The following is a 13,486-nucleotide window of genomic DNA, read 5'->3' as shown; positions in this document are numbered from 1 at the left end:
ATAAATACTTTGTTTCCTCACTCTTGCCTACAAACCTTAGGTTTTCTCCGCGCCCCTCCGTGTTTTAGGATTTGGGTTTTAACAAGCAGCCTAATTAAATCAAACAAGCCTGATCACTCGTGCCCGGCTGCAACAGGGTTGGCCAAAGCACTTGTAAGGAGGCGGGGTCTTCCCCTCTCAGCCTTGCCAGCATCAGCGAGGCCAGTGTGATGCCTGCTTCACGCGGATCTGGCTGGCGGATGGCGGTGATGTTTTGCCCCATGGCCAGCTCTGGCGCAACGCCGCCAAACACAATCAACGAAATATCCGTCCCCGCCCTCAGCTCTGCCTGCCTAAGTGCCGCCAGCACGCCCATGGCGGCCAGATTGTTGTCTACAATCACCGCCGTTGGCCGCTGGCTGAGCTTTAGCAGGCGGTGCATTAACGCTTCGCCCATTTGCGCCGTCAACGCGCCTTCTTGTAATAAAGCCGAATCAATAGCTACACTTGCGGCCTGCATAGCGGCCACAAAACCCTGCTTACGCTGCATGGCAAAATTAAGCGCTAGGGGCGCAGAAATCAGGGCGATTCGCTTATGCCCCAAGGCTAGCAGACGCTCTACTGCTGCACGCGTACCGGCTTCGTTATCGTAATCAAACCAAGGATAAGGTGCATCCATTTGCGAGCGGCCGTGCGCGACAAAAGGAAACTGACACGATTGCAAATAGCGTAATCGCTCGTCAAATACGCAGGTACGCGCCACAATCAGCCCGTCTACCCGGTGCCCGGCGGTAATGCGCTGATAGGTTTGCAACTCATTGTGGTTGTCTGCCGAAATCAGCATCAGATCGATGCCTGCATCATTAAACTGATCGGTCATCCCGCCCACAATGGCATGAAACACCGGATCATTTAAATCATTAGGCTGCAACGGGTAAATCATGCCCACGCAATCGGTGCGGCCCAGCGCCAGTTTTCGGGCGGTACTATTAGGCCGATAGCCATGGCGCTCGGCTGCTGCGGCCACTTTAAGCCGCGTCTTTTCACTGACATCAGAAAAAACATTTAAGGCGCGGCTTACCGTCGTTGGCGATAAATTCAACAACTGAGCCAATTCCCGCAAATTCATTATGTTTTCTGTAAGATTTTGATCATTCAGCTTATACCACGCTGCCCGCCGCTTGCGCCAGAATTGAAGGCATAAACAAAGTCATATTGCAGCATCATTGCAAAAGGGAAGCATCAGCCTTACAAAACGAAGGCCCAGCGATATGCCGATAAAACAAGGCACCTGCATTAAGCGCTGTATTTAGATAGTCAGCCATTTTTTAAGCATGGCTTGCAGGGCATCGATATGAATCGGTTTGGCTAGAAAATCATCCATGCCTGCATCAAGGCACAGCTGACGATCATGCTCAAACACGCCTGCGCTCAAAGCAATAATGGGCGTACGGGGGCGATGCGCTGCGAGCTCTATCTGCCTGATCTGCCGAGTTGCTTCAAAGCCATCAATATCGGGCATCTGGCAATCCATAAAAATCAGGGTAGGCATGACGCCATCGACAAGCCGCTGGATCGCTTCGCGGCCATCCTGAGCCAGCTCCAGCGCGAAACCCAGCTTAGATAAAATCGTTTTTATCACAGTTAAATTAAGCGGATTATCATCCACCACCATAATGGGCAGAGTGTGTTTTGCCCCTGGGTTTTCATAAACAATACTGGAAGGCATGGCCGCCGGTTCTGAGAAATCCAGCCCTACACGGACACTAAACCAAAAGCAGGACCCCTTGCCCGGCTCGCTCTCAACGCCGACCTCGCCCTCCATCAGGCGTGCCAGCTCACGCACAATGGACAATCCCAAGCCGCTGCCTCCGTATTTGCGCGTATTGCTGTTATCAAGCTGAGAGAAAGGCAGAAATAACGCCGATTGCTGCTCTGGGCTGATGCCAATACCCGAATCCGACACCCTGAACATCAGCATGGCATGATCGCCATCACGCTGGCTTTCATACGCCTCTACCATCACCGTGCCGGCATCCGTAAACTTCACGGCATTGCCCAGTAAATTAGCCAGCATCTGCCTTAAACGCAGTGCATCGCCCAGATAGCGCGGCCTGTCTGCAGCCTGAAGCCAGCTGCGACGCACGCTGATGTTTTTTTGAATCAGGCTATAAGAGAACAATGAAAGCACATCGTCCATGAGCTTTTCTGGCTCAAACACCGCAATATTCAGATCAAATTTACCCGCCTCTACTTTGGATAAATCCAGAATATCGTTAAGCAGCGTTAATAAGCTCTGGCCTGATTTCAAAATAATTTGCGCGTAACTCAGGCGCTCTTCTTTCTCTAGGTCATCCAGTAAAAGCAGCTGCGCCATGCCCAAAATGCCATTGAGCGGAGTACGAATTTCATGGCTCATGGTAGCCAAAAACTGGCTTTTTGCATGATTTGCCGCGTCTGCCTCTGCTTTTGCCCGCCGCAGTGCATCTTCTTGGCTGGCTTTCTCGGCCACAATGGTATTAGACATTTGCATCGCGGCCGAGCGCAGCAGGCTGACATGATCAGCGACCAGCACCCGACTTAGTTGCGCCATACGCACAAACAATCCTTTGCTCGTCAGCTGTACATCACCCTCAACGGAAACCTCCGTATTGGAATAACAAAACGGACCTATATCACAAGATAAAACCGCCGTTTGGTGTGCGGCCAGAATTGCATCAATGCTGATTCCCGGCTGCAATTTAACTGCGGCAAATTCCTCAGCAAAAACAGCATTCCAATCCAGCAAAGTACCGGCCTGATCAAACAAGGAGTAGCTATGCAACATCACAATGGGCTCAGGCGTAGCCTAACTGCCGCGCCGCAAGCGCGGTGCCCTCAATACGGGCTGCAATTTTAGCAAATGCGGTTTCGCGGCTGGTACTGGTGTCATCGCAAAAAGGGGAAAAGCCACAATCATCGGTCGTCGCCAGATAGGGATGCGGAATATAACGTGCGGCTTGCAATACTCTTTCGCAAACAGTCTCGGCGGTTTCAATCTGCGGATTAATCACGTCAATCACCCCCACAAAGATCACCTGATCAGGCTTACGGTATTGCTGAATAATTTTCAGCACCCTCTCCGGGTCTTTCTCGCAGGCCAGCGCGATATAAAAACACCCCACTTTTATTTCAAACAGACTAGGGAGTAATTCGGCGTAATCCACATCGGCACTATGAGTGGAATCATGATCACTGCCGGCGCAGGTATGAATGCCAATTTTTTGCCGTTCTTCAGGGCTGAAGCGATCCAGCAGCATATTATTGATATCAATAAAGCTGCGCAAAACCTGCCCGCTAGGATCCAGCTTTACCGAGAGACGCCCCTCGGTAAAATCAAGCTGCACTTTGCTCGCTCCTTGGGCAAAACAACCACGAATTTCTTTTTCCTGCTCGGCCAGTAAATCAGCCACAAATTCATCACGGGGATAATCGGCAATGCCCTTCACGGGGTAAAGCAAACTTAAAGCAGAAGCCGAGATAATGGCCTGCTTAAAGGGCTTTTGCGTATATTGGCGCGCCCGGCCAATGGTTTCATGGGCAAAACGTGCAAACCGGAAAGGTCCGCGGGTTAAGCGGGGCAACTGGCGGATATGCCCGTCATGAAAAGGAATACATAAGCCATCTGCGGCCATGTTTTCATTCCCCTCTACCCCATAGGTGGCAAAGCTATGGGTTTTTCGTTGCTCGCCATCCCCCAGTACAGACGAACCAATCGCCTCCAGATTTAAAATGGTGTCTTTAACCGCTTCATCATAAAAAACCTCCAGCTCAGCAGCGCTCATCTCGCCCTGATCATACAAAGCCTGTGCATGCTGCAATTTTGCTGATCGCGGAATACTGCCAATGGATTCAGTTTTGATACTCATAAAATAACACCCCCGAATTTTGCTTCCTTTAGTTTAAGTCAGACACCACTACTTGCATAATCCTTTCCTTATCATTTCATCCCACACAATACATTGGCATTAAAAACCCAAAAAAACCATAAAATACTGCAATGCAAAGCTCAAGTATGGTCGGCCAGATGATTGCAACGCCCGATATCCACTCCATGCAAGTGTTAACAAGTACCTTGCCCGGCACCACGCCCTCTGCCAGACTCTCCCCTCCTGTCATTGGGGAGTAGCTATCCTTCGCGCAAAGCGAGGGAGGTGGCGTCAACAAACTTGCGGCTTCTTGCTGCATGGCGTCATTGATCATCAGCCGGTATGGCGAATGATTCAGCGAGACCTTTGGCCTCGATCCGTTTGCCTGCCGGGCAAGCCGTTTCGTTGCGCCATTGGTTTAAAGCTTGCCCGGCATTGTGATTTCGCATGTTCCTCACCCTATTGCTGTTTTTCTCATCTGCCATTGCCATCTATTTAGCCTGTGATTATTTCGTCAACGCCATTGAATGGTGTGGCCGGCATATGAAGCTGGGCGCGACCGCCGTGGGCTCAGTGCTCGCAGCTTTTGGCACGGCGCTCCCCGAAAGCGCGGTCACTTTTACGGCAGTGGTCTTTGGTGCTACGCCCGCGCAAAAAGAAATTGGCGTAGGCGCGGCCATGGGCGGCCCCTTGGTCCTAGCAACGATTGCCTATGCCGTGGTGGGCTTGGCGCTCTGGCGTAACCGTCAGCGTCTGGCCCGTACCGATTATTTAGTCAAGGTTGATCAGGTACGGCTTAGCCGGGATCAGCTGGCGTTTTTAGCCATTTTTATATTCAAAGTAGCACTGGGCTTAGTCGCCTTTGCGTTTAAGCCCTATTTGGGTCTGCTGTTTCTGCTGGCTTATGCCGTTTATGTATGGCGGGAAATCAACACCGCCGAAACGGCAGCGGAGGAAGAAGAACTAGAGCCATTAAAGCTGCGCCCGGGCAGCGATCATTGGCGCTGGGCTGCTTTGCAGGTGAGCTTAGCCCTCGCGGTGATTGCCCTTGCCTCGCATATTTTTGTATCCCAGCTCGAAAACTTAGGCGAGATGCTGGGCCTAGCGCCGCACCTAGTGGCCCTTTTGCTCAGCCCCGTAGCAACAGAATTACCAGAAATCATGAACACCCTGATCTGGGTGCGGCAAGGCAAGGAGCGCTTGGCGCTGGCTAATATATCGGGGGCGATGATGATTCAGGCCACCATCCCCAGTGCGCTGGGTATTTTCTTTACGCCCTGGCTATTCGACGGCCCGCTACTCGCCTCCGGCATCATTACCACCGTGGCGATTATTGTGCTGTATTTAATGTTTAGGCGCGGCAAAGTCACAGGCAAGCAATTAAGCTGCATTGGCTTTCTTTACGCAGGATTTGCGCTCTACTTAGGCTGGGCAATCTGAAGCAGAACAATGCCCATCGGCGCGGATAAATTCACCGATGGGCAGCGTGTTTAAATCGAGATATGTAAATCGAAACGTGCACCGTTAGAGAAGGTGCACGTACCTGCTCCCAGCTCTGCGCTGCTCATGCTGTAATCGCACTTGGCGTAGCCGCCTTTATTACCCACCGCATTTGCATTGCCTTTGGAAGACCCCGGAGCACGGGTGGCTTCGCCTGCATAGGCTTCTTTGCCTGCACTAAAAGCAAATTCGCCATGGCCTTTTTCAGGATTACTGATTGTGCCGTTGATCCGGCCAATCGCAGCAGCGGCCTCATTAGTCGGATAAAGCCTTGCGGTATACACAGGACGTGGAGCCACAACTTCAGCCATCGCCACAGGTACTGGCTGACGGGGCGACGAGCCTGCACCCGCAGTTGCAGGCTGAATAGGCACGATATAACAAGCAGACAACATCGCGGCTACAGAAGCGGCAATCAGCAAGCCTTTTACTTTTTTCATGATGAACTCCTTTCTATTTTTACTAGGCAGTCTTACTGTGTTTGCCAGCAGTGTTTCAGCATGATTTAGCACTGTCAAGATAGGTCTAACCATTGGATCAAGAAAAAAACCCGCACGAATAAACCCAGAAAAAACTTACAAGCCATCAAAAAAAAGGCCAGATAAAAGATCGCCTGCAAAACAAAACCTGCCTGCCCCAAGCTTTTATGCCCTTTTCATTGGCGCTACTTTGCCCGGCAGCCGATGGGCACTTCCTGACTAAAACCTTTCTTGCACGGCCGACCGCTTTTTTAAGGCACGCCTCTGCAGTAGAATTTCGTCATAAATTGGCAATATTACCCGAGCCTTTCTGATACTAAAGCACGCCTTTTTTAAGCTCGCGGATAAAGAGCAAGGCACTAAAACTAAAATCCCTTTATCATCTGCCCTTCGGCGCTGTTGTAGCGCCGAAGGCATTTATTAATGGGCCGCTCAACAGCGATGAGTTTCTAAGCAAAGAAAGCGCGGGCAAGATCGCCACGCCATCGTTAATCGGTGCAGTGATGTTTGAATGCGTCATGCCGCCTTGCAAGAAGTTATCGTTTGTAATGAGGCCCTAATCAGGATTACCCAATGAATCAAACCCATATCACCGAATTTTTTGACCTGATCGCCGATGGCGGCCTAGAGCAAAACGACATCATGGCCATGAGCGCAGAAGTGCTTAAAGCCGAAAAAGATGCAGATGCCTATCTGGCAAACGATAAAGAAAGCGCTTACCAAGCCCATTTTGCGATTCCACTCTGGGAATGGGTCATGATCGAGCAGCTGGAAGACGGCCTGATTTTCCGCGGCAAACAAGCCGATGCGCTCTATGCACAAATTGAAGATGCTTTTGGTGAAGGTGAGCTGGATTTAGCGGCCGCCACACTCAAAACACTCAGCAATGCAGAAGCCCTTGCCCTGATCCAAAAAGAGCTGGCCCCAGCCTACACACTGGTGAACTTCAGCAAGCCGCTGAATGATGAACTGCAAATCGTATTGATTCGCAGCAATAAACTGGATCGCTTTTTAGCACTGTGCAAAACACTTGAGCTGTGTGCTGCGCCCAGCTGCCTGTAAATGTAAACAGAGCTAGGCCCGCCATGCTCCAGCGCCTAAAAGAGGCTGTGCTCTGCCTGAGCCGCCTCTTCTGGTGCGAATCCCTCGTATCTTGCCGACTCCCATGCGTGAATCGCATGTTTGCGCGCCTCACCCCAGTAATAGCCACCCAGCTTACCGCCCTGCTGAATCACCCGATGACAGGGAATTAAAAATGCAACCGGGTTTGAGCCTATCGCCGTGCCCACCGCCCGCGCCGCACTGGGGCGGCCAACGGCTTTGGCAATCTGGGAATAGCTCACTACAGCCGCAGGCGGAATCTGTAGCAAGGCTTTCCAAACACTAACCTGAAAATTCGTCCCCGCCACATGCAAAGAAATAGGCTTATTTGGCTTTTTTGCCACGCCAAACATGCCATCTAAGACTTCAAGCGTGGCTTGCTGCTCTTCATGCACCACGGCATAGGGCCATTTTTTGCATAAATCGGCCAGATGCGCGCCCATCGCCTCGCCCTGCAAGAAGGAAAACTTACAAATTCCTCTAGGCGTAATCGCAATAAATGCAGGGCCAAATGGCGTGTTATGCACGCCGTAGCCGATGGACAAACCCACCCCTTCCTTTTTGTACTCCCCCGGCGTAACGGCCTCCAGCTGCACAAAATGATCATAGAGGCGCGAGCCACTGCTTAAACCCAGCGAATTAGAGACTTCGAGCAGTGATTTGGATTCACGCAATAATTGTTTGGCCCGCTCTAAGGTCAGTACCTGCAAAAAACGCTTGGGCGTCACCCCTGCCCAGCGGCAAAACATGCGCTGAAAATGAAAGGGGCTTAAATGTAAGTGGGCTGCAATTTCATCCAGCCTTGGCTGACTGTGCAAATGGGCAGAAATATAAAAAATCGCTTTTTCAATACGCTCGTAGTCCGTCATTTCAATCCCATCCCGATGTATTGCGGCCTGCGCTTACCGGATTTACACCCATTGCGGTACAAATATTCAGCAGGCCCCGCTACGGCAATAAACGCTGCTTGATATAAATCATACGCAGAGTATGGGGATTAAAAGCTACAGCCGCGACCCGAATCTTGCTATGTTCAAAGAGCCCGCAGCAATAAACCGCTCTACAATGCAGGCAATTTGGTCAAACAATTAAGCAGAAGCCCGCCCATGCAAACTCTAAAACTCGCCCTTATCGCCCTGTTGCTAAGCGCCTGCACAACTGCCACGCCACCCGCCAGCGACACTCTGCCATCAAAGGCCCAAAGCTGTGCAATGGAAGGCGGAGAAATAAAACAAGGCGGCATCATGGGCCACAGCTACTGTGTAAAACCTTACCCCGACGCCGGAAAAACATGCCGCGACAGCACAGATTGCCAAGGAAAATGCCAGGCCGACCTAGGCACACCGCAGGCAGAAGACGGCAAGCAAACAGGCCATTGCCAAGCCAACACCCTGCCCTTTGGCTGCTATGCAGAAGTCAAAAACGGCAATATCGGACCAGGGCTGTGTGTGGATTAGCCTGAGCAGAGGCCGCAACGCCGAGCCGTTTCACCATCCCAAAATAAGCGCAGAAGGGGTGCATTGTCCGGCAACCGCACCACGGGAAGTCATGCTGCTCACTGAAACACACCTTGCCCTTATTGGCAAAGGAAGGCGGTGCACAGCAGCCATTAAGCTAGCCTGAGACAAAGGTAAAAATCATCTGGGCTGAATCAGCTTGCTCAGCCACAATCTGCCAGCCCAATGTGCGTGGCTGCGCCATAACAAAGCGGCCTGCTGAAGTAGGCAAACACTCATCGCCCCCGTTCAAAGCGGTGCTTGCCAGCCGTATGCATTTATTTAAGTCATACGTGCGCCTAGCCCTCACCTAGCGATGGCAAAACCCTTCATCACAAAGGCAAATTTAAGCTACGGGCTGGCTTTTGCCTGCTTAACATGCCCGCCCCAATTTTCAGAACAAAATTTCAATCCTTTACATCAGTCTGGCAATGGGCTTTGTTTATGGTCTACATCGCACTTGCCTAGGCATAACTAAACAATGAGCATGCATGAACCACCCCATTTATAAACGCTGAATTTGTAAGAAATCAGCCACTTATGCAAATTCAATACGTTCATCAGCAAATCATTCTATTTGCATATTTTTTAGTATACTATAGACAAATTAGTACACGACAGGTTGACTTGCACATGGATAAGATCACATCGAATCACCTTGCGGACCGCAGCCAGCAGCTGTTGGAACGCCACAGACATATTGCGGATGGAATCAGCATTCTTCTTGCTCCCCATGTAGAAGTGATCATCCATGATTTAACAACGCAAACCATTGCGCATCTAGCTAATAATTTTTCTCAGCGGGAAATTGGCGATGCCTCAGCCTTAGATGATATGACCTTCGGCCCTGATGAACAGATCATAGGCCCTTACGACAAGCTTAATTGGGATGGCCGTCGCCTGCGCTCCATCTCAATATTGCTGCGCGACGATAACGACAACGCCATTGGCATGCTATGCATGAATATGGATATTTCAGTATTTGAGAATGCCCAAACTGCGCTAAACCTCTTGATGCCCCATGCAGCAATCAAGCCGCAGCCGGAAAAACTGTTCAGAGATGACTGGCAGGAACGAATCAACACTTTTTTACATCAGTGGCTGCGCGAGCACCATCTCGAACTCGCCTATCTAACAAGCCAGCACAAACGTGAATTGGTGCATCAGCTGTATGCCGAAGGGGCTTTCGAAGGGAAAAGCACTGCAAATTACGTCGCTAAAATATTAAACATGGGGCGTGCAACCGTATTTAAATACTTAAAAGAAGCCAAAGGAAATTAAATGAATACCTTGCTTAGCCGTATTGTGCACGCTCATCAGGCGCTTCGCCCCCAAGTTGCAGTCACTCCGCTTAGCTATAGCGCGGCCCTGTCGCGGCTAAGTGGCTGCGAGGTTTATCTTAAATGCGAGCACTTACAGCACACGGGCTCATTTAAATTTCGTGGCGCAAGCAATAAATTGCTCCAGCTAGACGCGCAAGCCAGAGCGCAAGGCGTTATCACTGGATCCACCGGCAACCACGGGCTGGCCGTTGCACGTGCGGCTAAAATTGCGGGTGTAAAAGTCACTGTATACACCCCAGCCAACGCCTCCCAGATAAAGCTCGACGCCATTGAAGCCTTGGGCGCGCAGGTCATCAAGCTGAATGCAACGCCACTGGAGGCCGAGCAGGAAGCCGCCCGCCAGGCAATTTATTTACAACAGACCTTCATATCCCCTTACAACGATATCGACGTTATCGCAGGTCAGGGCACGATTGGCATGGAGCTGAATGAGCAGTGCAATACACTCAGCGCCGTCTTTGCATCGGTAGGTGGCGGTGGCCTCATTGCGGGCCTTGGCACCGCCATAAAACACTTTCAGCCCGCCGCTCAGATCACCGGCTGCTGGCCAGCCAATGCCGCCACACTCTATGCCTCACTGCAAGCGGGCCGCCTGATCGACATCGAAGAAACCGATACCCTCTCTGATGGCACCGCAGGCGGTGTTGAAGCCGGATCGATCACCTTTCCTCTTTGCCAAAAAGTGATCGATGACAAGGTTTTGCTCACCGAAACAGAGATCAAACAAGCCATGCATCTGCTGGCACAGCATGAGCGCTGGATCGTCGAAGGTGCAGCGGGTGTCGCAATGGCAGGCATGCTGAAGCAAGCGCCACAATACCAAGGCAAAGCCGTAGCAGTGGTGCTATGCGGGCGCAATATTGTGCTGCAAAAATTTCTTGCTGCCATTTAGAACCAGCCTATTCGCCGTATCCCAGTCTGGCCGCAAAAAAACCATTAATAAAAAAACCTGCCAATCCCATTTAACCGGGCTTGGCGGCTGGAAATAAAACAAGCCTGCCGCATTGCTGCATGCCCCCTGTCGTTTCTTGCATACATATCATTTTGCAAAAGAAATAAAGGCGCTTTATATAAATTGAGCGCACTGATCAGGTGCGCAAACACGCGCCATTTAAGTGCATTTATTTTCAATGAAAATTATTTAAACAGATAGGCAACAGAATGAAAAACACTAAAAATACTCACATAAAAATTGATTACAATCATATAAAAAAACCACAAAACGCGCAGTATGATGAAATATAAAAAACAAACATAACGATTATAAGTTTATCAAACCAACACAAGTTGTCAATATTATATAAAGATCGAAAAACAAAAGCATATACATATATATTTGTGTAAAATTTAATACAAGGAACATCATGCCAAACATCAGTACTACAATTCACTCTCTTCACAAAAACGAGCACAAACCTATCCTAAAAAACTTTCACAGTGATAATGAAAAAAAATCTTATTCAGAATCTAGCAATATGAATTGCTATTCACAAACACAAGACCAACAAGTACAAACGATACTTATCGTAGAAGATCATATAGTAAGCCAGACCACGATCAGCCATCAGATCAAAGAATTAGGCTATATTCCCTTAATTGCGAAAATGGGATGCGATGTATTGGCGATGTTGGGAAGCGCACAATGGCAAGGAATTTCACTGATACTAATGGACTGCATTATTCCTGATATCGACGGATACAGCATCAGCAAATATATCAGGCTTTTTGAAAAAAAACACGCACTCCCCCCCATTCCTATCATTGCCATTTCTGCCAACAAAGATAATGATCACAGAAAAAAATGCATTGACTCCGGAATGAATGGTTTACTTTCAAAACCTCTTTATCCGGCTGAATTAAAAAAAATCCTGCACGCATGGCTTAAAGCACCTGCTGGCCCGGCCTCTGTGTATCTTCCACTGACCATTCAGGATCTGGGCATCCTGTTTATCGATTCAACGAATGCCGACCTTAAAGAACTAAGCATGGCTGTAAAACTCGCCGACAATAAACGCGCCATAAACTACGCACATCGTATTTATGGATCCGCATTATCTGTTGATGCAAAAGAGATCGCGGAAATAGCAGGGAAACTGGAAAGAATTTTAATTGAAGAAAAGCAAGTAAACGACAGCGCCCTGCAAGCAATTGAAAATCTGAGCTCCGCTATACAAAAATGGGAGCAGATTCATTCATGACGCCACCCCTTACAGACTCGGCTCAATTAAGCCCGCTGCTTTAATCAGGAGAAAACCGTGAACGGCAAACTACTGCTTGCAAAAGCATCATGACCCAAAGCAATACCACAGATATATGCACAAAAAATGTCTATGTATGAGTCAGGTTAAAAATCATGAAGCCCTATCAACGCTTCACTGCATATAACACAGCAGTCTGTATAATCCATATACTTAACGGCAATTAGTTTCAAAAATCAGATTATCAGAAAATTACCTGCCTTTGCTGCACCTGTTGATAACATGCCAACAGTAAAATCTTTACTCACTACAAAACCATCTAATCGGTCAAAGTCATAACATTGATTGAAATTCAGATAAGTCCAAGTTGCCGCTTTATTCATTCAAAGACCTGTACCATTCTTCAAACCAAGACTAGTTGTGGTTAAAGAAGGGTTTGATGGCGTATAAAAGCAGTAGTCAACACAAAAAATAGGTGAATCACTGCTTCTATATATTATTTATAATTAATTTCAAATACTAAATTTTCTGAAAAATTACCTGCCTTTGCTGCACCTGTTGATAGCATGTCAACCGTAAAATCTTTACTCACCACAAAACCATCCAATCGGCCAAAATCATAAAATTGATTGAAATTCAGATATGTCCAAGTTGCTGCATTATTCATTGAAATTCCAGCACCATTCTTCAAGCTAAGACTATTAGACGCTAAAGAAGGATCTGATGGCGTAACAAAACGGTAATCAACACCAAACTTTGCTCCGCAAGCCGCATTCTTTGAAACACTGATATTCATATTTTTTCGGGCAATTAATTGCCCTAGCGTAGCAGACCATGCAGGGAGAGAACCAAAATCAATCGCAGGGGGTGTAACACTGACTGAGGTGGAACAATCCGCCACCCTTATTTTTGAGAGGCCTGTAATGAGCAATTGGAAACTACTGGCTTGTGAGTTTAAACCATTGACACCATCAAGCTGAAATAATGAAAATGTATCTGTGCCATTATATGGCATTGTGATATCACCTGTTTTCTTTAAATAGAAAGAAAAATCAGCCCACATATAAACACAATGGCGGTCGACCTGATTTCCACAGAAAGTGGTATCTGCACTGGCATAAAATCTGGCAGCGCCCACGCCAAAATCAGGGTGATCGGTTTCCCAATAAACAAGACCAATACTTATCCCTGAGCCAATTCTTTTTGAGTGATCTGGCTGAGGATAAACAAATATCCCTTCTGAATAATTAACACTTGAAAAACAATAGATTTTCAACCTGTAGCGTGGGGACACGTATAAAATAGAGCCATTGGGTTGTGCTGCTGGTATAAAAATATCACCGACAGGCGAATCTACCCGTGTCGCCCCCCAAAAATTATCCAGATGGCACTCTATCGCATGTGAACCACATGAAAAAAACAAAATAAATAAACAAAATAACCATTTTTTCATGATGCTTGCTCTAAGGTTAATGGTATTGC

The 13,486-nt window shown here is 48.5% G+C and carries 14 protein-coding genes and 1 riboswitch; of the genes, 6 read left to right on the top strand and 8 right to left on the bottom strand.

Annotated elements, in window-relative coordinates:
• Positions 1–94: 94 nt before the first annotated feature.
• From DYD62_RS08820 to DYD62_RS24220, 4 genes are all read right to left on the bottom strand, one after another.
• Positions 95–1,108, bottom strand: coding sequence for a substrate-binding domain-containing protein (locus tag DYD62_RS08820; protein ID WP_115226983.1), 1,014 nt, complete (start codon positions 1,106–1,108; stop codon positions 95–97).
• Positions 1,109–1,288: 180 nt separating this feature from the next.
• Positions 1,289–2,806 carry an ATP-binding protein gene (locus DYD62_RS08815; protein ID WP_115226982.1) on the bottom strand — a complete coding sequence of 506 codons (1,518 nt, stop codon included), beginning with the start codon at positions 2,804–2,806 and terminating at the stop codon, positions 1,289–1,291.
• Positions 2,807–2,816: 10 nt separating this feature from the next.
• Positions 2,817–3,887 carry a uroporphyrinogen decarboxylase/cobalamine-independent methonine synthase family protein gene (locus tag DYD62_RS08810; RefSeq protein WP_115226981.1) on the bottom strand — a complete coding sequence of 357 codons (1,071 nt, stop codon included), beginning with the start codon at positions 3,885–3,887 and terminating at the stop codon, positions 2,817–2,819.
• Between the two features lie 239 nt (positions 3,888–4,126).
• A riboswitch (yybP-ykoY riboswitch) is annotated at positions 4,127–4,243 on the top strand.
• A complete protein-coding gene (locus DYD62_RS24220) occupies positions 4,211–4,336 on the bottom strand; it encodes a hypothetical protein (protein WP_267896113.1) in 126 nt (41 codons plus the stop codon). Its footprint overlaps the riboswitch before it by 33 nt.
• Between DYD62_RS24220 and DYD62_RS08800 the strand changes: the two genes are divergently transcribed.
• Positions 4,335–5,327 carry a sodium:calcium antiporter gene (locus DYD62_RS08800; protein WP_115226979.1) on the top strand — a complete coding sequence of 331 codons (993 nt, stop codon included), beginning with the start codon at positions 4,335–4,337 and terminating at the stop codon, positions 5,325–5,327. The genes DYD62_RS24220 and DYD62_RS08800 overlap by 2 nt on opposite strands.
• A 50-nt stretch (positions 5,328–5,377) precedes the next feature.
• Here DYD62_RS08800 and DYD62_RS08795 read toward each other — a convergent pair whose 3' ends face one another.
• Positions 5,378–5,827, bottom strand: coding sequence for a hypothetical protein (locus tag DYD62_RS08795; protein ID WP_115226978.1), 450 nt, complete (start codon positions 5,825–5,827; stop codon positions 5,378–5,380).
• A 612-nt stretch (positions 5,828–6,439) separates the two neighbouring features.
• On the opposite strand from DYD62_RS08795, the gene DYD62_RS08790 reads away from it, so the two are divergent.
• Complete coding sequence (locus tag DYD62_RS08790) at positions 6,440–6,928, top strand: hypothetical protein (RefSeq protein ID WP_115226977.1); 489 nt, start codon at positions 6,440–6,442, stop codon at positions 6,926–6,928.
• 35 nt (positions 6,929–6,963) lie between these two features.
• On the opposite strand, the gene DYD62_RS08785 is transcribed toward DYD62_RS08790, so the two are convergent.
• The gene (locus tag DYD62_RS08785; RefSeq protein WP_115226976.1) at positions 6,964–7,836 is read right to left on the bottom strand and encodes a methylated-DNA--[protein]-cysteine S-methyltransferase; all 873 of its coding nucleotides are present in this window, start codon (positions 7,834–7,836) and stop codon (positions 6,964–6,966) included.
• Between the two features lie 237 nt (positions 7,837–8,073).
• Between DYD62_RS08785 and DYD62_RS08780 the strand changes: the two genes are divergently transcribed.
• From DYD62_RS08780 to DYD62_RS08765, 4 genes are all read left to right on the top strand, one after another.
• A complete protein-coding gene (locus tag DYD62_RS08780) occupies positions 8,074–8,424 on the top strand; it encodes a hypothetical protein (RefSeq protein WP_115226975.1) in 351 nt (116 codons plus the stop codon).
• Between the two features lie 672 nt (positions 8,425–9,096).
• The gene (locus tag DYD62_RS08775; protein WP_115226974.1) at positions 9,097–9,744 is read left to right on the top strand and encodes a helix-turn-helix transcriptional regulator; all 648 of its coding nucleotides are present in this window, start codon (positions 9,097–9,099) and stop codon (positions 9,742–9,744) included.
• Positions 9,745–10,698 carry a threonine/serine dehydratase gene (locus DYD62_RS08770; RefSeq protein ID WP_115226973.1) on the top strand — a complete coding sequence of 318 codons (954 nt, stop codon included), beginning with the start codon at positions 9,745–9,747 and terminating at the stop codon, positions 10,696–10,698.
• A gap of 472 nt (positions 10,699–11,170) precedes the next feature.
• Positions 11,171–12,004, top strand: a complete 834-nt coding sequence (locus DYD62_RS08765; protein WP_115226972.1) for a response regulator — start codon at positions 11,171–11,173, stop codon at positions 12,002–12,004.
• Between the two features lie 236 nt (positions 12,005–12,240).
• Here the strand turns inward: DYD62_RS08765 and DYD62_RS23595 are convergent, their stop codons facing one another.
• Both DYD62_RS23595 and DYD62_RS08760 read right to left on the bottom strand, forming a co-directional pair.
• Positions 12,241–12,387 (bottom strand): hypothetical protein, encoded by a 147-nt coding sequence (locus tag DYD62_RS23595; protein ID WP_165928608.1) that lies wholly within the window; start codon positions 12,385–12,387, stop codon positions 12,241–12,243.
• 113 nt (positions 12,388–12,500) lie between these two features.
• Positions 12,501–13,457, bottom strand: coding sequence for a fimbrial protein (locus DYD62_RS08760; protein WP_115226971.1), 957 nt, complete (start codon positions 13,455–13,457; stop codon positions 12,501–12,503).
• Between the last annotated feature and the right edge of the window lie 29 nt (positions 13,458–13,486).

Origin of the sequence: Iodobacter fluviatilis, from assembly GCF_900451195.1 — a bacterium.
GTDB lineage: Bacteria > Pseudomonadota > Gammaproteobacteria > Burkholderiales > Chitinibacteraceae > Iodobacter > Iodobacter fluviatilis.
This window is presented reverse-complemented; position numbering and strand designations above follow the sequence as displayed.

What these genes read in the sequence shown, in the direction of transcription:
- DYD62_RS08820 (WP_115226983.1), bottom strand. Translation starts at nt 1,108, where the DNA reads ATGAATTTGCGGGAATTGGCTCAGTTGTTGAATTTATCGCCAACGACG.
- DYD62_RS08815 (WP_115226982.1), bottom strand. Translation starts at nt 2,806, where the DNA reads ATGTTGCATAGCTACTCCTTGTTTGATCAGGCCGGTACTTTGCTGGAT.
- DYD62_RS08810 (WP_115226981.1), bottom strand. Translation starts at nt 3,887, where the DNA reads ATGAGTATCAAAACTGAATCCATTGGCAGTATTCCGCGATCAGCAAAA.
- DYD62_RS08800 (WP_115226979.1), top strand. Translation starts at nt 4,335, where the DNA reads ATGTTCCTCACCCTATTGCTGTTTTTCTCATCTGCCATTGCCATCTAT.
- DYD62_RS24220 (WP_267896113.1), bottom strand. Translation starts at nt 4,336, where the DNA reads ATGCGAAATCACAATGCCGGGCAAGCTTTAAACCAATGGCGCAACGAA.
- DYD62_RS08795 (WP_115226978.1), bottom strand. Translation starts at nt 5,827, where the DNA reads ATGAAAAAAGTAAAAGGCTTGCTGATTGCCGCTTCTGTAGCCGCGATG.
- DYD62_RS08790 (WP_115226977.1), top strand. Translation starts at nt 6,440, where the DNA reads ATGAATCAAACCCATATCACCGAATTTTTTGACCTGATCGCCGATGGC.
- DYD62_RS08785 (WP_115226976.1), bottom strand. Translation starts at nt 7,836, where the DNA reads ATGACGGACTACGAGCGTATTGAAAAAGCGATTTTTTATATTTCTGCC.
- DYD62_RS08780 (WP_115226975.1), top strand. Translation starts at nt 8,074, where the DNA reads ATGCAAACTCTAAAACTCGCCCTTATCGCCCTGTTGCTAAGCGCCTGC.
- DYD62_RS08775 (WP_115226974.1), top strand. Translation starts at nt 9,097, where the DNA reads ATGGATAAGATCACATCGAATCACCTTGCGGACCGCAGCCAGCAGCTG.
- DYD62_RS08770 (WP_115226973.1), top strand. Translation starts at nt 9,745, where the DNA reads ATGAATACCTTGCTTAGCCGTATTGTGCACGCTCATCAGGCGCTTCGC.
- DYD62_RS08765 (WP_115226972.1), top strand. Translation starts at nt 11,171, where the DNA reads ATGCCAAACATCAGTACTACAATTCACTCTCTTCACAAAAACGAGCAC.
- DYD62_RS23595 (WP_165928608.1), bottom strand. Translation starts at nt 12,387, where the DNA reads ATGAATAAAGCGGCAACTTGGACTTATCTGAATTTCAATCAATGTTAT.
- DYD62_RS08760 (WP_115226971.1), bottom strand. Translation starts at nt 13,457, where the DNA reads ATGAAAAAATGGTTATTTTGTTTATTTATTTTGTTTTTTTCATGTGGT.